General features: G+C 66.1%; 22 protein-coding genes. 10 read left to right on the top strand and 12 right to left on the bottom strand.

Annotation, left to right across the window (positions count from 1 at the left end; translation table 11 throughout):
- The first annotated feature begins 7 nt into the window (after positions 1-7).
- Positions 8-1330, top strand: coding sequence for an HlyD family type I secretion periplasmic adaptor subunit (locus KF941_RS27175; protein WP_214275171.1), 1323 nt, complete (start codon positions 8-10; stop codon positions 1328-1330).
- 579 nt (positions 1331-1909) lie between these two features.
- On the opposite strand, the gene KF941_RS27170 is transcribed toward KF941_RS27175, so the two are convergent.
- Positions 1910-2113: a hypothetical protein gene (locus KF941_RS27170; RefSeq protein ID WP_214275170.1), complete on the bottom strand. Its 204-nt coding sequence runs from the start codon at positions 2111-2113 to the stop codon at positions 1910-1912.
- A 459-nt stretch (positions 2114-2572) separates the two neighbouring features.
- Here KF941_RS27170 and KF941_RS27165 point away from each other — a divergent pair, with 459 nt between their 5' ends.
- On the top strand, positions 2573-3079 hold the full coding sequence (locus KF941_RS27165) for a hypothetical protein (RefSeq protein ID WP_214275169.1): 507 nt from the start codon (positions 2573-2575) through the stop codon (positions 3077-3079).
- A 463-nt stretch (positions 3080-3542) separates the two neighbouring features.
- Here KF941_RS27165 and KF941_RS27160 read toward each other — a convergent pair whose 3' ends face one another.
- The 9 genes from KF941_RS27160 to KF941_RS27120 all read right to left on the bottom strand — a co-directional run bounded on the left by KF941_RS27160 (position 3543) and on the right by KF941_RS27120 (position 13535).
- Entirely contained in the window at positions 3543-4667 is a 1125-nt protein-coding gene (locus tag KF941_RS27160; protein WP_214275168.1) for an alpha/beta fold hydrolase, read from the bottom strand.
- A gap of 184 nt (positions 4668-4851) precedes the next feature.
- Positions 4852-6225, bottom strand: a complete 1374-nt coding sequence (locus tag KF941_RS27155) for an MmgE/PrpD family protein (protein WP_214275167.1) — start codon at positions 6223-6225, stop codon at positions 4852-4854.
- 70 nt (positions 6226-6295) lie between these two features.
- Complete coding sequence (locus KF941_RS27150; RefSeq protein ID WP_214275166.1) at positions 6296-7051, bottom strand: FCD domain-containing protein; 756 nt, start codon at positions 7049-7051, stop codon at positions 6296-6298.
- A 39-nt stretch (positions 7052-7090) separates the two neighbouring features.
- Complete coding sequence (locus KF941_RS27145) at positions 7091-8470, bottom strand: MmgE/PrpD family protein (protein ID WP_214275165.1); 1380 nt, start codon at positions 8468-8470, stop codon at positions 7091-7093.
- Between the two features lie 70 nt (positions 8471-8540).
- Positions 8541-10043, bottom strand: a complete 1503-nt coding sequence (locus KF941_RS27140) for a tripartite tricarboxylate transporter permease (RefSeq protein WP_036753124.1) — start codon at positions 10041-10043, stop codon at positions 8541-8543.
- A gap of 39 nt (positions 10044-10082) precedes the next feature.
- Positions 10083-10586: a tripartite tricarboxylate transporter TctB family protein gene (locus tag KF941_RS27135; RefSeq protein WP_036753121.1), complete on the bottom strand. Its 504-nt coding sequence runs from the start codon at positions 10584-10586 to the stop codon at positions 10083-10085.
- Between the two features lie 17 nt (positions 10587-10603).
- Positions 10604-11566, bottom strand: coding sequence for a tripartite tricarboxylate transporter substrate binding protein (locus tag KF941_RS27130; protein WP_181180802.1), 963 nt, complete (start codon positions 11564-11566; stop codon positions 10604-10606).
- 80 nt (positions 11567-11646) lie between these two features.
- On the bottom strand, positions 11647-12420 hold the full coding sequence (locus KF941_RS27125) for an SDR family oxidoreductase (protein WP_214275164.1): 774 nt from the start codon (positions 12418-12420) through the stop codon (positions 11647-11649).
- Positions 12421-12452: 32 nt separating this feature from the next.
- Positions 12453-13535, bottom strand: coding sequence for an AbrB family transcriptional regulator (locus KF941_RS27120; protein WP_084196978.1), 1083 nt, complete (start codon positions 13533-13535; stop codon positions 12453-12455).
- A gap of 596 nt (positions 13536-14131) precedes the next feature.
- Between KF941_RS27120 and KF941_RS27115 the strand changes: the two genes are divergently transcribed.
- The 6 genes from KF941_RS27115 to KF941_RS27090 are packed head-to-tail and all read left to right on the top strand — an operon-like array spanning position 14132 to position 19982.
- Positions 14132-14917: a phosphosulfolactate synthase gene (locus tag KF941_RS27115; protein ID WP_036753111.1), complete on the top strand. Its 786-nt coding sequence runs from the start codon at positions 14132-14134 to the stop codon at positions 14915-14917.
- Positions 14914-16455: an FAD-dependent tricarballylate dehydrogenase TcuA gene (gene tcuA, locus KF941_RS27110; protein WP_214275163.1), complete on the top strand. Its 1542-nt coding sequence runs from the start codon at positions 14914-14916 to the stop codon at positions 16453-16455. The genes KF941_RS27115 and tcuA overlap by 4 nt, the downstream gene beginning before the upstream one ends.
- Before the next feature lie 41 nt (positions 16456-16496).
- Positions 16497-17498: an NrtA/SsuA/CpmA family ABC transporter substrate-binding protein gene (locus KF941_RS27105; protein ID WP_036753105.1), complete on the top strand. Its 1002-nt coding sequence runs from the start codon at positions 16497-16499 to the stop codon at positions 17496-17498.
- A gap of 24 nt (positions 17499-17522) precedes the next feature.
- Positions 17523-18344: an ABC transporter permease gene (locus KF941_RS27100; RefSeq protein ID WP_140846515.1), complete on the top strand. Its 822-nt coding sequence runs from the start codon at positions 17523-17525 to the stop codon at positions 18342-18344.
- Positions 18341-19168: an ABC transporter permease gene (locus tag KF941_RS27095; protein ID WP_036753099.1), complete on the top strand. Its 828-nt coding sequence runs from the start codon at positions 18341-18343 to the stop codon at positions 19166-19168. The genes KF941_RS27100 and KF941_RS27095 overlap by 4 nt, the downstream gene beginning before the upstream one ends.
- Positions 19155-19982, top strand: a complete 828-nt coding sequence (locus KF941_RS27090; RefSeq protein ID WP_036753096.1) for an ABC transporter ATP-binding protein — start codon at positions 19155-19157, stop codon at positions 19980-19982. The genes KF941_RS27095 and KF941_RS27090 overlap by 14 nt, the downstream gene beginning before the upstream one ends.
- A gap of 48 nt (positions 19983-20030) precedes the next feature.
- Here KF941_RS27090 and KF941_RS27085 read toward each other — a convergent pair whose 3' ends face one another.
- Positions 20031-20558: a chromate transporter gene (locus KF941_RS27085; RefSeq protein WP_214275162.1), complete on the bottom strand. Its 528-nt coding sequence runs from the start codon at positions 20556-20558 to the stop codon at positions 20031-20033.
- Positions 20559-20564: 6 nt separating this feature from the next.
- On the bottom strand, positions 20565-21134 hold the full coding sequence (locus KF941_RS27080) for a chromate transporter (RefSeq protein WP_240540645.1): 570 nt from the start codon (positions 21132-21134) through the stop codon (positions 20565-20567).
- A 351-nt stretch (positions 21135-21485) separates the two neighbouring features.
- On the opposite strand from KF941_RS27080, the gene KF941_RS27075 reads away from it, so the two are divergent.
- Entirely contained in the window at positions 21486-22892 is a 1407-nt protein-coding gene (locus KF941_RS27075; RefSeq protein WP_214275161.1) for an MmgE/PrpD family protein, read from the top strand.
- A gap of 7 nt (positions 22893-22899) precedes the next feature.
- Positions 22900-24108 carry a PrpF domain-containing protein gene (locus tag KF941_RS27070; protein ID WP_114535649.1) on the top strand — a complete coding sequence of 403 codons (1209 nt, stop codon included), beginning with the start codon at positions 22900-22902 and terminating at the stop codon, positions 24106-24108.
- Positions 24109-24159: the final 51 nt, after the last annotated feature.

The raw sequence follows: 24159 nt of genomic DNA, 5'->3' as shown, positions 1-24159 counted from the left end.
ACAAGCCATGGGCAAAGACCGGACCAACGCCGCCTCGCCTGTCGATGACGGGCGGTTTCGCCTTCGCGCGCGCGTGGCGGCCGGGTTCCTGCTGGGCGCGGTTCTGGTGCTGGGGATCGGAGGCTGGGCCGCGACGGCGCAATTGACCGGCGCGGTGATCGCGCAGGGCGAGGTGGCGGTCGACCAGAACCTGAAGCTGATCCAGCACCGCGACGGCGGCATCGTCGGCAGCATCGAGATCCGAGAGGGCGACCGCGTGACGGCGGGCCAGGTCCTGTTCCGCCTCGACGATGCGCAGACATGGGCGGAGCTGTCGATCGTCCGCTCGCAGTTGATCGAGCTGGCGGCGCGGCAGGCGCGGCTGGTCGCCGAACGCGACGACCAGCCCGTCATCGCCTTTCCGCCGGAACTGACCGAGGCCGGGGCGGAAACCGCCAGCCTTCTGGCCGGCGAGACGCGGCTTTTCGAGGGCAACCGCCTGAACCGCGAGAGCCGCAAGCAGCAGCTTGAGCTGGGCATCGTGCAGATCGGCGAGGAAATCGCCGGGCTGGAGGCGCAGCGCGCCGCCAAGCTGGAAGAGATCGAACTGGTCGAGGCCGAGCATCTCAGGATCTCGGCGCTGACCGAGGCGCGGCTGATCGAGGTTTCGCGCGTCTTCGCCACCGGGCGCGAACGCAGCCGGCTGCTTGGCGAACGCGGCGAGATCGACGCGGCCATTGCCCGCGCGAAGACCCGCACCAACGAGGTGCGCTTGCAGATCATCGCCATCGATGAAACCGCGCGCACCGAGGCGCAGCGCGAACTGAGCCTTGTCGAAACCCGCATCTCGGAATTGCAGGACCGCCGCGCGGCGATAGAGGACCGGCTGACCCGCACCGACATCCGTGCCCCGATCGCGGGGATCGTGAACGAGATGAAGATCCATACCATCGGCGGTGTCATATCCCCGGCCGAGGTGCTGGCCACCATCGTTCCCGAAGATGCACGGCTGAAGATCGGGGTGAAATTCGCCCCCGCCAGCATCGACCAGATTGCCGTGGGCCAGACCGCCCGGCTGCGCTTTTCCGCCTTCAACCAGCGCACCACCCCCGAACTCGAGGGCGTGATGACCTATGTGGCGGCGGCCACCTCGCGCGTCGGCCCCACCGGCGACAGCTTCTATGCCGGGGATATCGAGGTCGGCCCCGAAGAATTGGCAAAGCTGGCCGGGCTGCAACTGGTGCCGGGCATGCCCGTCGAGGTTTTCGTCACGACCGAGGAACGCACAGCGTTCTCTTACCTTGCCAAGCCCTTGACCGACCAGTTCAATCGCGCCTTCCGCGAGCGATAGCGGTCTTCATGGAAACGCCCGTGAACACGCCGCTGGATTAGCCCTGCCTTGGCAAAGTCTTCATGGGCAAGGATTTGCGGCAGTGGGGACACCGGATTGGCTGCCCGCGCGCGGTGAGGATGGCTTGCCTGACGGCGGGAAAGCCCGGCTGGGGCGGCGGGCCGAGGATTCGTCCCCCGCTTGTTTGAGGCGGCATCGGGCATCCGCAGGTCCAGCAGCAGAATAGCGAAGGATTGCTTCGCCGCGCAGTCGATCGCCGACCGGCCCGATCCCGCCGTCGCAACCTCGGCACCCAAGGCCGACAGCACCCATTGTGTCGGCAATATGGCGCAGCGCGGCGCAAGGCCACCACGATCGGCCGGATGCAATAGGCGCACCCGGCTAGAGCACGCCCCGGTATAGGCCGAAGGACAGGCCAGGCTTGCATATGCAGGAGAAGGCGTTTCCCTGGCCGCATTGCTCTTACCTTGCGGCGGAGACCCGCAGAGGAAGTACAGGCTCCATGGGCAGTTCAGACCAGAATCTCGGTCCTCTCCATACCTTTCCGTCAGTGCTGCCGCGAGGAATTTTGGCCAGCCTTCACAGCGCGGTATCCATGCGGTGGCGCGAAAGCACGAAGGTCGCAGGACCCTGTTTCAGCAGATGCTCACAGGCGTTTCGGATCAACGCCATCCAATCGGGATTGCGTACGGTCGACCGGTTCAGCGGTGCGCTGCGGAAGGCCCGCTCCAGATACCAGTCCAGCCCGCGTTGGCGCATCACCCCGCGCCCGGATTTAGCCATCAGTTAGGCAACCCACGGCACGCTGTCTGCCCGTTGCAGCAAGATGCGCTGAATCTGCGGCGGGCGCCGGACTCCGCAGGGTCGATCCCGCACAAGCAGCCGACCGCCGGTATTCCGTGGAAGCGCGCGATTTGCCACGGCCTCGACCACAAGAGGCAAGACGCAGCTGGCCAATCCGACGCCAAGGCAGGGGCGACCCATGACCTGATCGAGAAAGACCCGCCATGCCACCAGGTTGTCGTTCATCACGTCAAGGGACTGCGGCCGGCTTTGGGGTTGGGAGGACGTCGAGCCCGAGGAACATGCCGTCGCCTTCACCGTCGCCAAGGCCATGGCGTTCGACCTGCCCGATGCCATGAGGGGCGAGGTGCAGAAGGCGCTGAGGGCTTGCCCTTCGATGCGTTCCAGAAAAGCTGGCGCGCAAACCCGAAGCTGGCCGATTGATGGGGCAAGCGCGAGATGGTCGATCCGCTGACCGGCGAGACCGAGCTGGTGCAACTCGGCGGCCCGCGCCGGCTGCGCACGATCTATAATGCGAACCTCTGCTCGGCCCGCGCGGCTGGGCAGTGGGAGCGCATTCTCCTTCCTGGAATATCGGACCGGTCCCGGCGAGAAGCACCGGCCAGCCTGATCCTGCCGGTCGACAGCCCATTGTGGGACGCGTGGATGCCGCCGAACGGCTGGGGCTGCAAATCCTGGACGCGGCAGGTGACGAAGGCCGAGGCAGCCCGGCGCAGGGTTTCCGAGGAGCCGGAGGCGCCAGACCGCGTGGTCAGGAATGAACGCACCGGCGAGGTGCGGATCGTTCCGACCGGGATCGACCCCGGCTGGCAGGCCAATTCGGGCAAGCTGCGCCTGGACGGTGCCGAGGTTTCATGGTCGGCAAGATCCGGCTTTGGCCGGACGAGGCGCAGGTCGCGGCCCTGCGCGACATCGCCACCCGCTGGCGGGTGCGGCGCATCATGAACGCCGCGCCTGATCGCGCGCCGGTCGGGCTGCTGCCGGCCGAGATCGCGACGCACCGGGCTGTCGGACCGGCTGGTCTGGGTCAACAGCAACACGTTTCGGCATGCGGTGAATGCCGCCGAAATGGAGTCGGAGACGATGGGCAAATCTTCGCCGAATCCAGAATGAATTTCGCCACGACGCCGTGTCAGGGCCCTTTTTCCGCAGTCTGTTAGGCAATGAACCATGCCGGTGGGGACAAGCATTTTACTCGGGCCCGGAGCAAGTGAAAGATGGGTGCGTGCATCTATCAAACCTTGCGATTTATTCCAACGAGCCGCTCAATGGAAACTCTGCCCCGTCAGGCCAGCGCGAGCACCTTCTTTCGTGCTGGCGCCCGGTATTTCCCCATTCTTCCAATAATTCATGGTGATGATCGCCCACGCAAGCGGGCGATCACACCACTTTTACTTCCAAAGTGAAATCAGCGTTGATCCAATTCGTTTTCTGCCAGGAATTTGGAAAGCTGATCTGCGACTTGCAGGTTGTTCAAGTCCGAGAACATGAAATGAGAATTCCCGAACAGCCCCACAGACGGCAACGAAAGAATGCTTGCGTTCCCCCCAATTCCATTCAAGAAATCCGCAAATAGCTGGGATGCAACAACCTGGGCACGCCGACCGTCCGCAGGGATATCAGGGATTGGCTCGCTTGGGATATTGTCACCATAGACGATCTGGATAGGAATGTTTGCAAGCTTGGCAAACTCATCGTTCGAGACAACACTGCCGGCAGCCATTTCCCCTTCGAAAAGCGGTATGGGATCAGGCATGGAATCCTCCGGGAAGACAAATCCCGGCTCATACGAGACGATGCCCTTCACATTATCGGACAAGGTGGCGGTCTTCCATCCATAGATGCCGGACTCCGAATGCGTAACCAGAATGGCCGGCCCGATTTTTTCCAGAAGTGCGACAAGGGCCTGAACCACTGCATCGGGATCGCGATTCACATCCGGGACCAGGTGCTGGATGAAGCTTTCGATGTTCTCGACATCAAACTGCTGGACCGGAAAGACTTCCGGATATTTGGGCCCGATTCTCCACCGGCTCCAAGCATATTGAATACCAGCGCGCTGCGTCCTGTTCGGGATGATTTCGTCGCCATCAAGCTGTCCAAACGGCCCATTGTAGCTTGGATATCCCGACCGACCACGGCGAGGTGCATCTACGATATAGACCGGGAAGCCGCGACGGAGGAAAATGGTCTGATAGCCCTCGCGGCCATCTGGCGTCGTTTCCCAGACGCGCCCGGTACCGCCTCCGCCATGCACAAGGACGATAGGCAGCTTTCGAGCGTCCGCCGGGATCTGGTATTGAACATACATCTGATCCTTCCAGAAGGTCTGTCCCTTGTCGGTATACCCGAGCGCTCCGGCATCAAACTCGCCAGCCGCCTGTAGAGAATGGCCGCCGACAAAAAAGCTTCCCTGTTCAACGACGGTCATGGGCTCGCCCTGGGCGAAAACCGCGCTGCTCGTGATTATCAAGCTGGCAAGACCAAAAACCGCCCCCTTAAACGACCCTGACAATCCAGTCATTTGTTTCATGGTGCTCCTCCCTTTGTGAAACTGCATTCTAAATGCTTGTCCTTGCAATATCCTCCCGCCAACAGGCATGCCGGTTCGGAAATTTGGCCCTGCCCTTTTCCGCCCTCATGCAGTCTGCAATATTCCGATCAGTGTCCCTGTTTGCGTGCGGAGGGCGCGCCGCCCTCCGACATATGGCAAAACCTCACCGAGCAAGCTTGGCGACGAAGCCGCCCGCATGCGGAACGGTCACGTCGACCAATCCGGCCGGGGAAGCCAGATCCGGCAGTTTCCAGGCCAGGTCCAGCGCCTTGCGGCTTTGCTCCTCGCCGATGACCAGGGCCGACTGGCGCAGGAATTTATCGTTCAACTCCTCGTTGGTCAGCGGGCGCTCGACGCTGCCGATGGCATGTTCGACGTGATGATCGATCCGCCGCCCGTCCTTCATGACCAGCGTGATGCGCACCTCGTCCTCGGCAATCTCGCCCGCCGTCGCAGTTACCCTGTCGCGCAAGGCGATGACCCGAGGATCCTGCGCGATCTCGTCGGTGAAGGCGGTGGGTGAGCCGTCGCCATGCAGCAGCGCGACCGCCGCGGCATGATAGACGCTGAACTTGGTCTCCAGCCCGGTCCGCGGCGTCCGTTTGCCGGTCAGCTCCAGCACCAGCGGATGGGTGGTCAGTTCGACCGAGGCGATTTCGGCCACTTCCGCGCCCAGCCGTTCGCGCAGCTGGCAGCAGCCGTCGATGGTGGGGTGGATCACGATGCCGCAGGCGAAGGGCTTGTAGCTGTTCAGCGCGGCTTCCCAGCGGCTGCCCAAGCCGCCAAGGATTTCCGAATAATCCTGCTTGTCCGAAAGCACGTTGGCAAAGCCGCGCGGCGCCTCGATGCCGCGCAGCGAGCTGTCGAAACCGGCCTCGGCCAGGAAGGCCGCGGCCGCGCCGTTCTGCGCCGCGCGTCCGGGATGCAGGCTCTTGCACATGGTCCCGAACATCTCGCGCAGCCCCGAGGACTGGGTGGCCGCGATCCCGAGCGCCCAGGTCGTCCGCTCCGCGTCCAGCCCCAGCAGCCTGGACATTGCCGCCGCGGCGCCAAAGACGCCGGCCGTGCCGGTGATGTGCCAGCCACGGTCGTAATGGTGCGGATAGACCGCATTGCCGATGCGGCACTCAACCTCGACTCCGACGATCAGCGCGTCCAGCAGATCGGCGCCCGTGACGGCCCTGTATCCGGCCACCGCCATCAGCGCCGAAGCCACCGGCCCGGCCGGATGGATGATCGTCTTCAGATGGGTATCGTCATAGTCCAGCACATGCGAGGCGATGCCGTTGAACAGCGCGGCATGAAGCACATCGGTCCTTTCCCCGCGGCCGATCACCCCGGCCTGGGCCTGGCCCGCAAAGGGGGCAAGCGCCGCGATTGCGCGGTCTGCGGTGACATGGTTCGCCCCCCCGATGGCGCAGCCGAACCAGTTGACGAAGGTGCGCAGCCCCTCGGCCCGGACGGCGTCGGGAATATCCTGGGCGCGGAGTGCAACAATCCATTCCGCAAGATCGCGGGTTACCGAAACTTCGGTCATTTCATAGCCTTTCAGTTGTCAAATTCGCAGGAGCGGCCCGGCACGCACGCGGCACTGCCGGGCAGGTCCGTCATTCAGGAGGGGGGTCCTCGGCCGTCTCCCCGGCCTGGCCTTCGTCCATGGCGCGGCGCTGTTCGAGGATCCGGGCATAGCCGTTCATCACATGCCCGCGCGCCGCATCGAAGGCCGCCTGTGGGTCGCCCGCCGCGATGGCCTCGACGATCTGGCCATGTTCGCGGTTCGACAGGTGCAGGCTGGCCGGGGCCGAAAGGCCGCGGAAGCGCTGGACATGCAGTTCGCGCGCGAAACCCTGATAGGTGTTGGCCAGCCTGCGATTGCCGCACATCTCGCAAAGCGCGGTGTGGAACGCGACATTCAGCGGGTAATAGGCGCTGACGTCATCGGCGGCGACCGCCTCGTCCATCCCCAGGATATGCCCGCGCAGTTCATGCAGTTGCGCAGGCGTGGCGTTTTCCGCGAGGCTCCAGGCGACGGCGCCGAAGGCGAAGCCGCGCGCGATATCCACCTCGCGCAGCTCGGCCTCGTCCATCTGGCGCACGAAAAGGCCCCGGTTGGGGATATATTCCAGCAACCCCACCGCCGCGAGCGCCCGGCATGCCTCGCGCACCGGAGCACGGCTGACGCCGCACTGGGCGGCCAGGCTCATCTCGTTGATCCGCTCGTTGGGGGCGAAGTGACCGGCAACGATCATGGCCTCGATCTCGTGGCGGACCAGTTCGCTGAGGGAATTGCCCTTCAGGAACCGGATGCCGGACGTGCCCGGCTGACCGGATTCTTCGCTTTTCTGCCTGGTTGCGCCCGTCATTCCATCACCTGTGTCAACTCCAGATCCTTCCTCGGCGTTCTATCCGCGGAACCCTGCAAGCATAGCCATATTCTCTGCCATAAACAGCGATTGTGCCGACGAAAGCAGCGCTTCGGTCCGCGCATCGTCCCAACCGCCGAAACGGCAGTTGGCGCGAAACTTGGCGACAATCTCTTCTCGCGGAAGCCTCTCGCGGCGCCCGCCGCGTAGATGGGGCTGCCGCGCGGTGCGCGTGCTGCCGTCCTTCAGGGTGGCGATGACGGTGCCGGTGTAGTTGCGGGGGTATTCGTCATCGGGGTCGATCTCGTAGCTGATCCGCCCCGTCAGATCCAGCAGCGCGGCATCCCGGATCCGCTTTTCGGTGAACTGGCGGAGCCCCGCCTCCTGGTCGAGAAGCCCCACGGCCACCCCGTAGGGCACGCTGAACTTGGCGGAATAAGGGGTGCTGGGGCGGCGCTTTTCGGCCAGCGGTTCCCAGAGCCGATGAACCGTGCCCTCGCCGACCTTGCACAGGATGCTGTCGATGTCGGACACCGCCAGCCCCTCGCGCGCAAGGGCGATGGCGCAATCGATGAAGGGCTGCACCATGGTGCCGCAGGCATAGGGCTTGAAGGCGATGTCGGCGAAATGCCAGCGCCGGCCAAGTTCGTCGGTGATGCGGGTGACATCGGGGGGGATGCTTTCGATGCCGAAAGCGTGGAAAAATCCATGCTCGCCCTCGAACACGGTGCGCGGCCCCCTGAACCCGCCTCGGGCGAAATGGGCGGCGCGGATTCCGCTTTGCGCCGCCCAGCCGGGGTGGAGCCGCTTGGTCCAGGTGCCCTCGGCGAGATATTCGATGATCCCCGAGGCCATGCTGCCCGCGATGCCAAGCGCATCCGTCATCCGCTTCGCATCCAGCCCCAACACCACCGAGACCGCCGCAGCCGCGCCCATCGCCCCGGCGACAGCCGTGGGGTGAAAGCCCGCCCGGTGCTGCGCCATCGGGGCGACGATCGCCATGCGGCACATCAGCTCGGCCCCGGCGACGATGCCGCAAAGGACCGCCTCGCCCCCCGCGCCGGAATGCTCTGCCGCCGCCAGGGTCGCCGGAATGACGGCGGCGCCGGGGTGCATGGGTGTGCCCTCGAAGGTATCGTCGTAATCCTCGCCATGGGCGGCGGTGCCGTTCACGAGCGCCGCCCCGGCCATGTCGAGGCCGCCCTCATGGCCAAAGGCGGTGCAGGTGCCGCGGCTGTCGAGCCCGGCCAGAACGGCCGCGACATAGGGTTCGTTCCGCGCCGAGACGACGAGGCCGAGATGGTCGATCAGCGCCTCTTGCGCGCGGACCCGGACCTCGGCGGGAAGATCCGCCGCCCGCAACCCCGCCGCCCAGGCGGCGAATTGTTCCGCGACTGCCGTCCCGGCCGAAACGCGCATGTGTTTTCCCATCGTTGTGCCTTTCCCCTGAACCGATGGACCGCCCGCCCCCAGGCGGTCCCTTGCGTTGTCAGCCATGGACCTCGACCCCCGAGCGGCGGAAGCGGCGGATTTCGCTCAGGATCGCCATTCCGATGATCAGCCCGGCGCAGATCAGCAGGCCCAGGCTGAGCGGGTTTTCGAAGAACACGCGATGCTCGCCATTGGTCAGCAGAAGCGAGCGGCGATAGTTGGATTCCACCATGTAGCCCAGCACGATGCCCAGGATCAGCGGCAGGACCGGGAATTTCAGCAGCCGCATCCCGTAGCCGATGATCCCGGCCGCCAGCACGATCCAGAAGTCGAACAGGCTCTGGTTGATCACATAGATCCCCGACAGCACGACCATGAAGATCCCGGCGGTCAGGTAGGGCTTGGGCCGGTTCACCAGCCAGATCGCCGGACCAAGGACCAGAAGGCCAAAGATCAGCATGAAGATGTTCGACATGAACAGGCCGCCGAACAGCCCATAGACCAGATCCGGGCGCGAACTCAGCAGCATCGGCCCCGGCTGGATGCCGTGGATCAGCAGCCCGCCCAGCAGGATCGCCATGGAGTTCGAGCCGGGGATGCCGAATGAAAGCGTCGGGATCAGCGCACTGGACGTCACGGCGTTGTTCGCGGCTTCGGGCGCGACGACGCCCTCCTCAGAGCCCTTGCCGAATTTCTCGGGCGTCTTCGACCAGCGCTTCGTCTCGTTATAAGAGAGGAAGGCCGCGACGGTGCCGCCCGCACCGGGGATCGGTCCCTCGATGATGCCCACTGCCGTGCCGATGGCCTGGGCGCGCCGCAACTCCCACAGCTTCTGCAGGCTCGGCAGCTTCACCCGCGCCACGGTCTTTGTGATGCCGCCGTCGCCCCCGTCCTTTTCGGCCACTTTCGACATCAGCTCGGCCACCGCGAAAACGCCCAGCATGACGAAGATATAGTCGATGCCGCCCAGAAGATCCGGCTCGTCGAAGGTAAAGCGCGTCACCCCCGACAAGGGATCGGTCCCGACCGTCGACACCATCAGCCCGATCACCCCCATGATCAGCCCCTTGACCAGCGATCCCTCGGACAGGGCCGCAATGATGCTGAGGCCCAGGAACGCCAGGGCGAAATAGGCGGGCGGCTTGAAGTAAAGCGCCAGCGCGGAAAGCGGCGCAGTCAGCAGCACGAGGCAGATCAGCCCGACCAGCCCGGCGATGGTGCCGGCGACCAGCGAAAGGCCCAGCGCCTCGCCGCCCCGGCCCTGCTGATGCAGGGTATAGCCGTCGATCACCGTCGCGGCGGCGGCATTGGTGCCCGGCGTGCGGATCAGGATGGCGGGGATCGAGCCGCCGTATTCCGCCCCGATATAGACGCCGGTCAGCATGATGATCGCCGCCAGCGGCGACATGTCGAAGGTGAAGGGCAGCAAAAGCGCCATCGCGATCGATGGCGAAAGCCCCGGCAGGGCCCCTCCGAGAATTCCCCAGAGCACGCCCCCCGCCGCCGCCAGCACCGTCGAGGGCGTGGTCACGGCGGTCAATGCGTAAGTCAGTCCATCCATTATACGTTTCCGATCACACGGTGGAGAGGAGGGCTGCGTTCAGCGCAGCAGCCCAGGCCAGAATCCCGCCGGCAGCGGAATCTGCAGGATCTTCACGAAGATCAGATAGAAGAGGATGCCGCCGCCAGCCGCGAAAAGCAGGGTGGCCGGCGAAGGCTTCAACCCGGCATAGGTCGCAACCGCCGCCAACAGCAATCCGGCCGAGACCATGTAGCCCAGATGGGGCAGCACGAGGAGATAGCCCACCCCGATCCCGATCAGGCCGAGCGCGCGCAGATGCTCGCGCCACGAGCCCGGCAGCCGGTCTTCGCCCTTGTCCTGGTCATCCCCCCCGCCTGCGGCGGCGGCGCGGCGCATCTCGAACAGGGTCTGCCCCGCCAGAAGCAGCGAGAGCACCCCGAGCGCGAGGCCGAGCAGCTTCGGCAGGCCGTCGGCCCCCACCTGCCCCGCAAGACGGCTTGCGGGAATGGCATCGGCCGCAAGCCAATAGGCCACCGCCAGGACGAACAGGGCTGCCGATACGGCCAGCGTCGCCTTGCGCATGTCGTTCCCCTCCGCCGTCAGTTGATGTCGAATTTTTCGAAGAACGCCTGCAGCGAGGTCACGAACGCCTCGCGCGCGGCAACCGCCTCGGCCTGGGTCTGATAGGCGTTCTGCAGGCCCTCGGCCTCATACCAGGCGCGGAACTCGGGATCCTCCATCAGCTTTGCCACGCCTTCCTCCCAGGCGGCGATCACCTCGGGGGGCAGGTCTTTCGCCCCCGCGATGCCGCGGAACTTCGAGATCACCAGGTCATAGCCCTGCTCCTTGGCGGTGGGCACATCGCCGATTCCCGGCACGCGCTCGTCGGTATAGGTGGCGATGATGCGCACCTTTCCCGCCTCGATCTGGCCGCGCAGTTCCGCAATCTCGCTGACGCCGACCTGGGCGGTGCCGTTCAGCACGCTGAGGATCGCATCGCCGCCGCCGTCATGGGTCAGCACGATCATCGAGCTATCAGTGAGGGTCTGGAATTCCTCCATCACCTGACGGTCGAGTGAACCGGGGGTGGAGACCGAGACCACGATGCTGGACGGGTTTTCCTTTGCGGCGGCCACGACATCGCCCAGCGTCTGATAGGGGCTTTCGGTCAGCACGTAGACCGTCTGCGGATCGTTGAAGAGATTGACCACCGGCTCCATCTCTTCATAGGTCACAGACGGGTTGCTGAGCAGCGACGTGATGATATGGGTCGGCGTCGAGCCATAGAAGACGCTGCCGTCCTTTGGCCCGTTCGCCACGGCGGCCATGGCCGCGGCGCCGCCGCTGCCGGTCACGCTCTCGACGACGAAATGAACGCCCATGATCGGGCCGAGATGCTGGCCAATCTTGCGCAGGAAAACATCCATTCCGCCGCCGGGGCTGGAATGGGTGATCAGGCGGACGGTCTGGACGGGATAGTCCGCCAGCACCGGCGGTGCAGCCACAAGAGATGCGGCGACGGCGGCCGCACCCAGCAGCCCCCGGATTCCATGATGCTTCATATTTCCTCCCTGGGCGTCTCCCTGCGCCCCGATAGTCGATTGTCGCCTGTCGACAATTTCAAGATTGCGAGAACGCTCGCTCATGTCAAGAACAAACCACCGTTCACGTGCAGAGACTGCCCGGTGATGAACCCTCCCGCGGGGCCGCAGAGCGTCAGGACCATGGCGGCGACATCCTCCGGCCGCCCCTCGCGGCCGACGATGGGGCGGGCTTCATGGCCATGCAGGCTGAACGATTCGCCCGAGGTGGCCGAACGCTTGCCGCCGATCTTGCCGGGCACCACGCAATTCGCGGTAACGCCGCAATTCGCGAATTCCACGGCAAGCGCACGGGTGAAGCCTTCGATCCCGGCCTTGGCCGCAGCGACATGGGCACGCCGGCTGGCGCCGGTATGGGAACTGACCCCGCCGATATTGATGATCCGGCCATAACCCTGCCCTGCCATCGCCGGAAGAAACGCCCGGCTGGTCAGGAAAGCCCCGTCCAGGATCACCGAAAGCACGCCGCGCCACTCGGCAAGGCTCATCTCGGTCAGCGCCGCCTCTTGCCGGATTGCCGCATTGTTGACCAGGATGTCCAGGCGGCCGAAGCGCTCCAGCACCTTCCGCCGCATTCGCGCGACCTGATCGTCATCCGTCACATCCGCCAGATGCGCCATCGCGCGCACGCCCATGGCCTCGATCTCGCGGCAAACCGTCTCGGCCTCTTCGGCCGAACTGCGGGCATTGATCACCACATCCGCCCCCGCACCCGCAAGGGCGAGCGCGATCGAACGTCCGATGCGCCGCACCCCGCCAGTCACCAGCGCGACCTGCCCGGACAGCATCCGGCCCGCGGTGCCATTCGTCTCCATCCTTCTTCTCCTCCTCAGATGACCGGCGCCGATCAACGGCGCTTCTCCCCCGCCAACCTGCTCAGCAGCTGCTCCATATGTCCGAAGACCCCGAGCCGCAGGAACAGGCGATAGAAGTTCGACACATAGGCATTGACGATAAAGGACCGGGCGAAATGGAAGCCCGTGACCAGCATCACATTCAGATGCAAAGCGGTTGCAGTCAGCGCCATTTCGGCCATTCCCCCCGGCGAGGTCAGCAAGATCGTCGTGGAAAGCCCCTGTCCGCTGATCCGCGACAACAGCCAGGCATAGCCCGCCAGCACAAGCGACAGGACCAGCACCATTGCCATGGCAAGGCCCAGTATCCGCAGGATGCCTTTCATCCGTTCGCGTTCAAACCGGGCGCCGATGGAAATGCCGATCAGATACTGGCCAAGGGCAAAGGGCATCCAGGGCGTGCGCCCCGACACCAAGCCCGACCCGGCCAGAAGCGCCGCCGCCAGCAGCGCGCCGATCATCCAGGGATTGTTGGCCCCGATATAGCGCACCAGCCGGATCGAAAGAAGACAGGCCAGCAGCACCCCCGCATAGACGAATACCGGCAGATCCAGACGACCTTCCTGCGACAGAAGGCCGCCGTCCTCACCGAAACTGCGCAGAAGAAGCGGCAGAACCGTCACCAGAACGGCGACGCGCACCGCCTGGGCCAAGGCGACCACCTCGGTCCTTGCGCCTTCGGCTGCGCCGACATGGGCCATTTCCGAAAGCCCCCCCGGTGTCAGCGAGAAGAAGGCGGTAGCCGTATCCTGCCCCGACAGCCGGGCAAAGGGCACCGTCAGCAGCCCGGTGACGCCGATCGCGACAAAGGCGGTCAGCACCATGAGAGGCGACCATGCGACCAGCATCCCTGCCGCTTGCGGCGTCATGGTCAGGCCGATGGCCGAGCCGACGATCAGCTGTCCGATTTTCCGCCCCATGCGGATCTCTGGCATCCGCAGGCCCGCCATCGAGGCAAGCGCCACCACCAGCATCGGCGCAAGCACCCAGGCAAGCGGCAACTTCAGCGCCGAGGCAGTCCATCCCGCAAGTCCCGCGATGATGAGAACGCAAGGCGCAAGGACAGACGTGCGCATTCCTTACCCGTCGATGGTTGTGTTCTTGATCCAGCTAAGCCGAAAATACCCATGCGGCAACCAAAAATGGCGACTGTCGACAATTTTTCATGTCAAAGCTGCTCAACTGCTGTAATGCGATCTTGATTTTTGCGCGCCCCAGGAGCGCTTGGCGCAGCCGATCCGGCAGAGGGGGCGACGGCGGACGGGTGTCCGCGGCAGCGCAAGATCCCGCCACGTGGCGGCGGCAGGCGGTGGGTTGATCCCCTTGCCTTTCCAGGGCGTCGCGGAACCAACCCGCATCACGGTCCTGGCCGGCAAGCAGCCCCTCGGCCTGCGGCAGGCTGGCCAAGGGGGAACGGACCCCTGCAAACTATCGAAGCAGCCTCGAAATCTTGGTTTCACGGCGTGTAGCACGGACTTGTTCCCTCCGGCACGGCATGCCGCTTCCAGCTAAGCTATTGCCAAGAAAAGGATCTTTCTTGTTGGGATAATAGAAGGCAGCATATAGTGTTAGCAACAGCTACTATTCCAAGCATGGAGGGAATCATGCGATCCTGGCTGCTCCTTGGCCGACCATCCCGCCTCGCCGGCCACCCGCAAGCCGGGGCCGGCCGATGACGCTCAGCCTTCCTCCGCGCGACATGGGCGGGCCGGGCGGCGGGCTGACCGCCGTGATCGATTTCGGCCCCGACAGCGCAGGCTGGACCGGGGTGCAGGGCGTCGAGGATCTGCTGGCGATCGCCGGACCCTATATCGACTTCGCCAAGATCTATGCGATGAACGCCCTGCTCATGCCGCAGGAGCCGCTGGCCCGGATCGTCGCGGCCTATGGCGCGGCCGGCGTCGCGACCTTCTCGGGCGGCATCCTCTTCGAATGGGCCCATCGCCAGGGCGAGGTGGAGGCGTTGGTCCCCCTGCTCCGCGGGCTCGGCATCCAGGGGCTCGAGATCTCGGAAAACTACATTCGGCTCGACCCGGCCGAGCGCGACCGCTGGATCGGCTGGTTCCGCGACCGCGGTTTTGACGTGATCTACGAATTCGGCCGCAAGACGCCCGACGAGTCGCTGGATATCGACCGCCTGGCCGGGATCATCGGCGCCGTGCGCGACAAGGGCGCGCATCACGTCATCGTCGAGCAGTCCGAGATCGAGCTGGCGACCAGGAGCGATGCGGGCATCCTCGACCGCCTTGCGCGCGAGCCGTGGTTCGCCGACATCCTGATCGAAGCCGATCCGCTGCGCTTTCCCGCGCAGCACGCCGACCTGATCCGCCGGTTCGGCGCCAATGTCAGCCTTGCCAATATCGCCCCTGGGCAGGCACTGCGGCTCGAGGGGCTGCGGCGCGGCATCGGGCGCGGTGTGGATTATTCGATGTTCTCTGAAGAGGAAGTCCCCGCATGACCTATGCCCCGCCCCTGCACGCGGCACCCGACGACGAAAAAGCGCCCGATTTCGACGTGATCGTGGTCGGAGCGGGCAATGCCGCCTCTTGTGCCGCGCTGGCCGCACGCGAGGCCGGCGCCCGGACCGTGCTGATGCTGGAAGCCGCCCCCGAGGCCGAGGCCGGCGGCAATTCCACCTATACGGCCGGCGCGATGCGCGTCGTCTATGACGGGATCGACGACCTGCACCAGCTGGTTCCCGACGTGCCCGACGATCTGGTGGCGATCACCGATTTCGGCAGCTACGGCGCCAGCGCCTTTTTCGACGACATGTTTCGGATGACCCAGTTCCGCACGGACCCCGAACTGGTCGAGATCCTGGTGCTCAACAGCTTGCCCACGCTGCGCTGGATGCGCGAGCAGGGCGTCCGCTTCCAGCTCAGCTTCGGGCGGCAGGCGTTCAAGGTGGACGGAAGGTTCCGCTTCTGGGGCGGGCTGGCCTGCGAGGTCTGGGGCGGCGGTCCGGGACTGGTCGAGATGCTGCACGCGGCCTGCCGCAAGGGCGGGATCGAGATCCGCTATTCCACGCCGGCCGTCGACCTGGTGCGCGACGACGGCGGGGTGAAGGGTGTCGTGGTGCGCACGGCGACCGGGCGGCGGTCGATCCGGGCGCGCTCGGTCGTGCTGGCCTGCGGCGGCTTCGAAAGCAATGCCGAGATGCGCGCCCGCTACCTTGGGCCGGACTGGGATCTGGCCAAGGTCCGCGGCACCCGCTTCAACATGGGCGACGGCATCAGGATGGCGCTGGAGGCCGGGGCCATGCCCTGCGGCCACTGGTCGGGCGCCCATGCCGTGGGCTGGGACCGCGACGCACCCCCCTATGGCGACCTGGCCGTCGGGGACAACTACCAGAAGCACAGCTATCCCTTCGGCATCATGGTGAATGCGAATGGCGAGCGGTTCGTGGACGAGGGAGCGGACTTCCGCAACTACACCTATGCGAAATACGGGCACGAGGTCTTGCGCCAGCCCGGCATGTTCGCCTGGCAGGTATTCGACGCGAAGGTGGTGCCGATGCTGCGCGACGAATACCGGATCCGCGAAGTGACCAAGGTGACTGCCAACTCGCTCGAGGAACTGGCCGGGAAGCTCGACGGCGTCGATCCGCGCCGCTTTCTCGAAACGGTGCGCGCCTACAATGCGGCGGTCCGCACCTCGGTCCCGTTCAATCCCACGGTCAAGGACGGGCGCGGGACGGACGGGCTGGCCGTGCCGAAATCCAACTGGGCCAACACCATCGACCAGGCCCCCTTCGAGGCCTATGCCGTCACATGCGGCGTGACCTTCACCTTCGGCGGTGTCAAGGTTTCCGAGCGGGGCGAGGTGATGGACCGGGCCGGAAGGCCGATCCCCGGCCTCTATTCCGCCGGCGAGATGGTGGGCGGCATCTTCTATCACAACTATCCGGGCGGCACCGGCCTCACCTCGGGGGCGGTCTTCGGCAAGCTGGCGGGAGAGCATGCCGGCCAACATGCGCTGAGCCTGCAGGCCGCCTGACGAGGGGCGGGCTGCGCGACATAAAAACGGGAGGAGAGATCATGGGAAATGCGAAAGACGGATTGCACCGCATCCGGCGGATGCTGGGCGGGCTTATGCTGGCCTGCCTCGCGGCGGGTGGCGCCGGAACGGCACAGGCCGAGACGCTGGAGGTCGGCGTCCAGCAGGTGCCGCCCGACGAGGTCTATATCGCCCGCGACTGGGGCCAGCCCTATGGGCTCGAGGTCAAGGCCACGCAGTTCTCCTCGGGCGGAGACATGCTGAAAGCCTTCCTCGCCGGCCGGGTCGCCGTGGCGAATGGCGGCTCGGGGCGGCTGGTGACGCTTGCGGCCCAGCAGCCCGAAAGCTTCTACATCATAGGCACCCAGCAATCGGGCGGCGACCGCTACAGCGTGGTGGTGCGGGCCGATTCCGACATCGGCAGCATCCAGGATCTCAAGGGCCGCAAGCTCGGCGTCGTCACGGGAACCGGAACCTACGGCACGTTCCTCGTCTATCTCCAGCAGCAGGGGATGAGCGAGGCCGACTTCCAGATCGTCAACATGAAGATCGACGACCTGCGCGCCGCGGTCGAGCAAAAGCTCGTGGACGGCGCGGTGATGTGGGAGCCCTTCGTGGCCATCGCCGAGGAGATGGGCAACGTCAAGCGGCTCGTCTCTCTCAAGGGCGTGAACGAAAGCCCGAACTTCCTGCTCGCCAGCCGCAGCTTCACCGACGCCAATCCCGAGACCATCGTCAAGTTCCTGGCCTCGACCATCGACGCGGCGCGCTTCATCGAGGCCGATCCGGCCGAGGCCGGGAAACTCGCCGCCGAACAGATCGCGAAGGGCGGGATCGCGGTGCCGGCCGCAGCGCTCGAGACGGCCTTCACCCGGATCAGCGTGGATCGCGCCGTGACCGACGAGATGGTGGCCGAACTCATTCCGGTCGCCGAGGCGATGAAGGCGGCGGGCAAGATCCCCGAGGTGCCCGACTTCGGCTCGTTCGTGCGGCAGGATCTCTACGAGCAGGCGGTCGAACTGACCCGCTCCGCCACCCACTGACCCGTCCCCGGAGAGGACAGACCCATGCCCATCGGCTTCCAAATCCTGGATCGCGCCCTGCGCGTGATACGGTTCCTGCTGCCAATCCTGGGCCTGCTGCTGGTCTGGGAACTGGCGGTGCGCACCGGCCTTGCCCAGGCGGGCATCCTGCCTGCGCCCAGCACCATCCTTGCCCGCGCGGTCGAACTGCTCGGCCTGACGGGAGAGCGCGCGGTCCTCTTGGGTCATATCCTGGCAAGTCTCAGGCGCGCGCTCGTCGCCTTCGCCCTGGCGGTGGCGGTGGGCGTGCCGCTGGGCTTCCTGCTCGGGCTGAGCGAGGAGGCCCAGCTCTGGGTCAGCCCGATCCTGAGCCTGATGCTGCCGCTGCCGGCCGTCGCCTGGACGCCGATCCTGCTGGTGCTGTTCGGGCCGGGCGATCTGACCATCGTGGTCGTCTGCTTCCTCGGCGCGGTGTTTCCGGTCCTCTACAGCACCATGCAGGGCGTGCGCGCCTGCGGAAGGCAGCCCGTCTGGGTCGTCCGCTCGATGGGCGGCAGCGGTCTTGACGTCCTGCGCCGCGTGCTGATCCCCTCGTCCCTGCCCGCGCTCATCACCGGCTTCAAGCTGGGCATGGCCCATTCCTGGCGGACGCTGGTCGCGGCCGAGATGCTTGCCGCGCTGACCAGCGGGCTGGGCTACATGATCTTTGCCGCCCGCTCCTACATGGACGTCAGCACCATGTTCGTGGGCGTCGTCTGCCTGGCCGCGATCGGCATGCTGATCGAGCATGTCCTGTTCGGCACGCTGGAACACGCCACCATCCATCGCTGGTATGCCCGCGACGCCCAGACCGGAGGCCGCCAATGACCCTGGACACCGCCGAGATTCCGCGCCGGCGCCTGCCGTTGCCCCCCATGAAGCTGATCCGGCCGGTGGTGTCGCTGGGGGTTCTCTTCGGCCTGTGGGAGATTGCGGCCCGCACGGGCGCGATCAGCGCCTTCCTTTTCCCGCCGCCCAGCGCGATCTTCGCGGCGCTCTGGATCTCGGCGGGGCCGAACGGCGATCCGCCCTATGGCATCCTGCTCGACATCGCGCTGAGCCTCTACCGGCTGCTCGCCGGGGTGGGACTTGCGCTCGTGCTGGGCACGATCATCGGCCTTGCCATCGGCCTGACCGGCTGGGGCCGGGCGGTCTTCAAGCCGATCATCAGCGCGCTGATGCCGATCCCGACCCTGGCCTGGACGCCCGTGCTGCTGCTGGTCTTCGGCATCGACAACCGCACCACGATCACGGTGGTCTTCATCGCGGCCAGCTTCGAGATCATCTACAACGTCGTGACCGGCATCGAGATGATGACGCGCAAGGTCTACTGGGTCGCGGCCTCCATGGGCGCCTCGCGCCTCCAGACTTTGCGCTATGTCGTCCTGCCCGGCATCCTGCCCTATCTCATCACCGGGTTGAAGCTGGGTGTGGGCTATGCCTGGCGTGCCCTGATCGCGGCCGAGATGCTGGCTGCCAGCTCTCACGGGCTCGGCTTCATGATCTACGACGCGCAGGAATACATGGACATGAAAAGCATCTACGGCGGGATCCTGACGATCTCGGTCATGGGGCTTTTGATCGAGCGGGGCGTCATCGGCGCCCTGGAAAAGCGAACGATTGAAAAATGGGGCGTCAATGTCGAACGTTGAGAAAATCCTGTCCGATCCGGTGGGCGAAACCGCGACCTTGGCCCCAAAGCCGAAAATCACCGCCGAGGGCGCCGGCATCCGCTTTGGCAGCATCGTCGCCGTCGAGGATTTCACCACGGTGATCCGCGAGCGCGAATTCGTGTCGATCATCGGCCCCTCGGGCTGCGGCAAGTCCACGCTGCTCTATGCGATCGCGGGCTTTCTGAAGACCACCTCGGGCGTGCTGAAGGTGGACGGCAAGCCCATCGTGAAGCCGGGGCCCGACCGGGGCATCGTGTTCCAGGAATTCGTGCTGTTCCCCTGGCGCACGGTCCTGCGCAACATCACGCTGGGCCCCGAGATCGCCGGCCTGCCGCGGGCCGAGGCCGAGGAGCGGGCGCGGAAATGGATCCGCCTCACCGGCCTCGGCGGGTTCGAGAATGCCTATCCCGCCACGCTTTCGGGTGGCATGAAGCAACGGGTGGCGATCGCGCGCGCGCTGACCTGCGAGCCCGACATCCTGCTGCTCGACGAGCCTTTCGGGGCGCTGGACGTGCAGACGAAGAACTATGTCATGAAGGATCTGCAGGATCTGTGGATCGCGGCCAGCAAGACCATCCTGATGGTGACCCATTCGGTGCAGGAGGCGACGCTGATGGCCGACCGGGTGCTGATCCTTGGCGCGCGGCCCTCGCGGATCGTGGCCGATGTCAGGATCGACCTGCCCCATCCGCGCGACCCGCTGGACCAGCGGCTCGGGCGCTACCGGCAGGAGGTCACCGAGATCCTTTCGGCCGAGGTCGACCGCGCCATGAAGGGCGAACGCGGCCAGTAGGGCCGCGCCCCCTGCCCCGCCGGCGCGGCGGCGCGGTGCCGGGCCCCGTCAGACCCACCCCGCGCCGCCCAGCACCGCGGCTATCGCCAGGGGGACCAGCGGGCTGCGGCGGGTGGCCAGGAGGAAGGCCGCCGTCAGCGCGGTCAGCGCCAGCTTCGGCGGCGCGGCACCCGAAGCCGAGGCGGTCAGCAGGATCGCGGTGGCAAGGATCAGCCCGACCGCGATCGGAAGGATCGCCCGCTCCACCAGCAAGAACCAGCGGGCGCGGCCGTGATGGGCGCGCAAACGCATCGCCTGATAGGCGATCACCAGCGTCGGCAGGCAGGTCGCGGCCGTCGCCAGCACGGCGCCCGCAAAGCCCGCGACCTCCCATCCGACCAGGGTCGCGATGATCAGGTTGGGGCCGGGCGAGGCTTGGGACAGGGCAAAGAGCGTGGCGAATGTCCCGTCGCTCATCCAGCCCTGCACCTGCACGGCAAAGCGGTTCAGTTCCGGCACCGTCGCGATGAAGCCACCGACCGCGATGCAGGAAAGGAAAAGGATCTTCAGCGTCAGCAGGGCGACGGGATTCTCCATCGGCCGTCACCTTGCGACCAGGCGGGCGGCAAGCAGGCTGGCCGGCAGGATCGTCAGCAGGATCCAGACCAGCGGCAGCCGCAGGAGCCCGGCCGCGACCACGACCACCAGGACGATGGCCAGGGCCCGCGGGCTGCGCCGCATCGGCCAGACCATGCGCAGCCCCATGGCCACGATCAGCCCGGCCGCCGCCGAGGCCAGCGCGCCGATCATGCCCTGCACCGCCTCGAGATGCTGGTGCCGGCGATAGAGTTCGGCCATGAGGCAGACAAGCACGGCCGGCGGCGCCACGAGCCCCAGCACCGCCGCAAGCGAGCCTCGCCGCCCGGCCAGCCGTCCGCCCACCATCACCGACACGCCCAGCACGTTGCCGCCCGGCAGGAAGCTCGCCAAGGCGAAGAGATTGTCGAACTCCTCGGCGCTGCACCAGCTCTTGCGGTCCACCACCAGCCATCGCACCCAGGGCATCACGCCCCCGAAGCCCACGAAGCCGATGGAGGCGAAGCCGAGGAACAGCTTGAGCGGCGTCACCCCCTCCGCCGAAGTCGCGGCCTCGCCCGGCATCTGATGTTGCATCTTGCGATATTCCCCAAGCCCGTGCCCCCGCGACCGCGCCATGGTCCGCCGGGACCAGCCCCCGGCAAGGGCCCGAGGATGGAACGGTCGCACATGGGGCCTCCTGATTCCCTTTAATGGTTGTAGTTACTACCACCTAAAAGCGCAAGATTGTTCGGTAACCCGGATACGGGCTGGAACTGGCCGCTTGGAAACCAAGTTTTTCAAATCCTTGACCCATGATCGGCAAAACGGCTGCTCGTCGTTGACAGGTCGGTGCAAATGGTAGTAGCTATACATACCACCAATAGCCGCAGCGCTAGAAACTACCACATCCCTCACCTGCCAGACACTCAATCGAAGGAAGAGCCGATGAACGAACACATCCGCGATACAGCCGATCTCCAGGGCCTGACGCGCCGCTTTGCGAAGCTGGCCGCGAACCTGCGCTATCAAGACCTGCCGGCCCCGGTGCAGCAGAAGGCCAAGCTCATCATCCGCGATGGCGTCGGCAACCAGATCGCCGCCTCGGCCATCAGCGAGGCGGCGATCGCCATCACGCAGCTCGTGCAGGAATGGGGCGGCAAGCCCGAAAGCACGATCGTCGGCTATGGCGACAAGGTGCCGGCGCCGCTGGCCGCCTTTTGCAACGGCGCGATGGGGCACGGGGTGGAACTCGACGACGCGCATGGCTCGGGCCTGATCAAGGCCGGATCGGTGCTTATCCCCGCGGCCTTTGCCGCGGCCGAGGTCAGCCACGCGAAGGGCGAGGATCTGGTCGCCGCGGTCGTCGCGGGCTACGAGATCGCGATCCGGGTCGCCAAGGCGATCAACCCCGGCCACCGCCATCGCGGCTATCACACCACCTCGACCGTTTCGCTGATGGGCGCGGCCGTCATCACCGCCCGCCTTCTGGGCTGCGACGAGGAAGGCATCGCCAATGCCATCGGCCTGGCCGCGATGCAGTCGAGCGGCATCCAGTCCTATCTGGACGATCCCTGCATGGCCAAGCCCTTTGGTCCCGGCAAGGGCGCCTTCAACGGCGTGCTGGCCGGGGTCATGGCGCGCCGCGGCTTCACGGGGCCGAAAAAGGCGCTGGAATCGAAGGAGGGCTTCCTCAACGCCTTCACCGACAGCGTCCGCGCCTCGGACCTGCTCGACGGGTTCGGCACCGAGTTCGCGATCATGGAGGTGGGCTTCAAGCCCCATGCCGCCTGCCGCTATGCGCATGGCCCGATCGACCTCGCGCAGCTTTTCCATGACGAGGGGATCACGCTGGACGAGATCGACACGATCACGGTGAAGATGAGCGGCCTTGCCATCCGGCAGGCGTCGAAGTTCCCCTGCCCCAGCCTGAACGCGGCGATGGGCAGCACCCAGTTCGGCGTGGCGCTGGCGCTGGCGCGGGGCGGAAACGGGCTGCGCGACTATTGGGACGGCTATGCCGACCAATCGATCCACGACCTCGCGGCCAGGGTGGTGCTGGAGGCCGAGCCGGATTTCGGCGTGGGCGGCCGGCAGGCGGTGGTGACGCTGGGGCTGAAGGACGGGCGCAGCCTTGTCCACCGCAGCGACGAGCCGCGCGGCGAGCCCACCAACCCGCTGACCGCGGAAGAGCTGGAGCGCAAGTTCCTGACCACCGCCGGGCTGGTGCTGGACGAGGACAGGATCGCGGACATCAGCCGCCGCCTGATGGCGCTGGAGACCGAAAGCGATGCGGGCGTCATACCCGCGCTTACGGTCGCATCCGACCGCAAGCCCGCGCTCCGGGCAGCCTGAGGCGGCCATGCCCCAGGTTTCCGCACAAGAAGCGGCGGGCGCGATAAGCGATCCGCAACAGGTCTCGGTCCGCGCCCTTTTCATGCGGGGCGGATCGAGCCGGGGGGCCTTCTTCCTGCAAGAGGATCTTCCTGCGGACCGGCAGGAGCGCGACGCGCTCCTGCTGGCCTGCTACGGCTCGCCCGACCGTCGGCAGATCGACGGAATCGGCGGCGCCGACCCGCTGACCAGCAAGGCGGCGGTCGTCGGCCGCTCGGCCCGCCCCGACGCGGACCTCGACTATACCTTCCTGCAGGTGGGCATCGACCGGCCGATGGTCAGCGCGGGCGGCAATTGCGGCAACATGCTGGCCGCGGTGGGCCCCTTCGCGGTATTGCGCGGCATGATCGCCCCGCGGGAGCCCGAGATGTCGGTGCGGATCCACACCACGAACACGGGCCAAGTCGTCACCGCACGCTTTCGCGTCGAAAAGGGCCGCCCCTGCATCGAGGGAGAGGCGCGCATACCGGGCGTGCCCGGCACCGGCTCGGCCATCGCGCTTGATTTCGGCGATTGCGCGGGCGCGGTCAGCGGCAGGCTGCTGCCCACCGGATCGGTCCGCGACATGGTCCGGCTGGGCGAACGCGAGGTGCCGGTGTCTTTCGTGGATGCGGCGACGCCCTTCGTCTTCGTCCCGGCCAGGGCGCTGGGGGCGACGGGTGCCGAAAGCCCCGCCGAGATCAGCGCCAATCCCGCCCTGATGGCCGAGCTGGAGGCGATCAGGGGCTGGGCGGCGACCGTCCTTGGCCTCGTGGACCGGCCCGAAGAGGCGACGCTTCGCTCGCCCAACATTCCGCGCGTCATCATGGTCGGCCCGCCGCAGGATTATGCCGCGCAGGATGGTCCGGTGAGCGCCGAAAGCATGGATGTCTGCGTCCGGCAACTGGCCATGCAGAAGCCGCACAACACGCTTGCCGTGACCGGGGCGGTCTGCTCGGCTGTGGCCAGCCGCCTGCCGGGAAGCATCGTCCAGGAACTGTGCCGCGCCGGGGACGACCGGACCCGGCTTGGCCATCCGGCGGGCGTGCTGACCGTCTCGGCCCAGGTGGCGCGGACCGCGGACGGCTGGCGCATCGAAAGCGCCGCGGTCGAGCGAACGGCGCGGCTGCTGATGGCGGGCGACCTGTTCGCCCCGCGCGCAAGGATCGAGGAACTGCGCGCAGGACTGGAGGTTTAGGCGCGACAACCAAGCGCCGGCGGGGAGGCCGGCCAAAGATCGGGGAGGAAA

It is taken from the genome of Paracoccus sp. pheM1, assembly GCF_018499825.1.
Taxonomy (GTDB): Bacteria; Pseudomonadota; Alphaproteobacteria; order Rhodobacterales; family Rhodobacteraceae; genus Paracoccus; species Paracoccus versutus.
The sequence above is the reverse complement of the archived record's forward strand: the minus strand, read 5'-3'. Positions and strand labels throughout refer to the sequence as shown.

Bases quoted from the DNA above. Each gene is read 5' to 3' on its own strand.
- KF941_RS27175 (WP_214275171.1), top strand. From the start codon at position 8: ATGGGCAAAGACCGGACCAACGCCGCCTCGCCTGTCGATGACGGGCGG.
- KF941_RS27170 (WP_214275170.1), bottom strand. From the start codon at position 2,113: ATGGCTAAATCCGGGCGCGGGGTGATGCGCCAACGCGGGCTGGACTGG.
- KF941_RS27165 (WP_214275169.1), top strand. From the start codon at position 2,573: ATGGTCGATCCGCTGACCGGCGAGACCGAGCTGGTGCAACTCGGCGGC.
- KF941_RS27160 (WP_214275168.1), bottom strand. From the start codon at position 4,667: ATGAAACAAATGACTGGATTGTCAGGGTCGTTTAAGGGGGCGGTTTTT.
- KF941_RS27155 (WP_214275167.1), bottom strand. From the start codon at position 6,225: ATGACCGAAGTTTCGGTAACCCGCGATCTTGCGGAATGGATTGTTGCA.
- KF941_RS27150 (WP_214275166.1), bottom strand. From the start codon at position 7,051: ATGACGGGCGCAACCAGGCAGAAAAGCGAAGAATCCGGTCAGCCGGGC.
- KF941_RS27145 (WP_214275165.1), bottom strand. From the start codon at position 8,470: ATGCGCGTTTCGGCCGGGACGGCAGTCGCGGAACAATTCGCCGCCTGG.
- KF941_RS27140 (WP_036753124.1), bottom strand. From the start codon at position 10,043: ATGGATGGACTGACTTACGCATTGACCGCCGTGACCACGCCCTCGACG.
- KF941_RS27135 (WP_036753121.1), bottom strand. From the start codon at position 10,586: ATGCGCAAGGCGACGCTGGCCGTATCGGCAGCCCTGTTCGTCCTGGCG.
- KF941_RS27130 (WP_181180802.1), bottom strand. From the start codon at position 11,566: ATGAAGCATCATGGAATCCGGGGGCTGCTGGGTGCGGCCGCCGTCGCC.
- KF941_RS27125 (WP_214275164.1), bottom strand. From the start codon at position 12,420: ATGGAGACGAATGGCACCGCGGGCCGGATGCTGTCCGGGCAGGTCGCG.
- KF941_RS27120 (WP_084196978.1), bottom strand. From the start codon at position 13,535: ATGCGCACGTCTGTCCTTGCGCCTTGCGTTCTCATCATCGCGGGACTT.
- KF941_RS27115 (WP_036753111.1), top strand. From the start codon at position 14,132: ATGACGCTCAGCCTTCCTCCGCGCGACATGGGCGGGCCGGGCGGCGGG.
- tcuA (WP_214275163.1), top strand. From the start codon at position 14,914: ATGACCTATGCCCCGCCCCTGCACGCGGCACCCGACGACGAAAAAGCG.
- KF941_RS27105 (WP_036753105.1), top strand. From the start codon at position 16,497: ATGGGAAATGCGAAAGACGGATTGCACCGCATCCGGCGGATGCTGGGC.
- KF941_RS27100 (WP_140846515.1), top strand. From the start codon at position 17,523: ATGCCCATCGGCTTCCAAATCCTGGATCGCGCCCTGCGCGTGATACGG.
- KF941_RS27095 (WP_036753099.1), top strand. From the start codon at position 18,341: ATGACCCTGGACACCGCCGAGATTCCGCGCCGGCGCCTGCCGTTGCCC.
- KF941_RS27090 (WP_036753096.1), top strand. From the start codon at position 19,155: ATGTCGAACGTTGAGAAAATCCTGTCCGATCCGGTGGGCGAAACCGCG.
- KF941_RS27085 (WP_214275162.1), bottom strand. From the start codon at position 20,558: ATGGAGAATCCCGTCGCCCTGCTGACGCTGAAGATCCTTTTCCTTTCC.
- KF941_RS27080 (WP_240540645.1), bottom strand. From the start codon at position 21,134: ATGCAACATCAGATGCCGGGCGAGGCCGCGACTTCGGCGGAGGGGGTG.
- KF941_RS27075 (WP_214275161.1), top strand. From the start codon at position 21,486: ATGAACGAACACATCCGCGATACAGCCGATCTCCAGGGCCTGACGCGC.
- KF941_RS27070 (WP_114535649.1), top strand. From the start codon at position 22,900: ATGCCCCAGGTTTCCGCACAAGAAGCGGCGGGCGCGATAAGCGATCCG.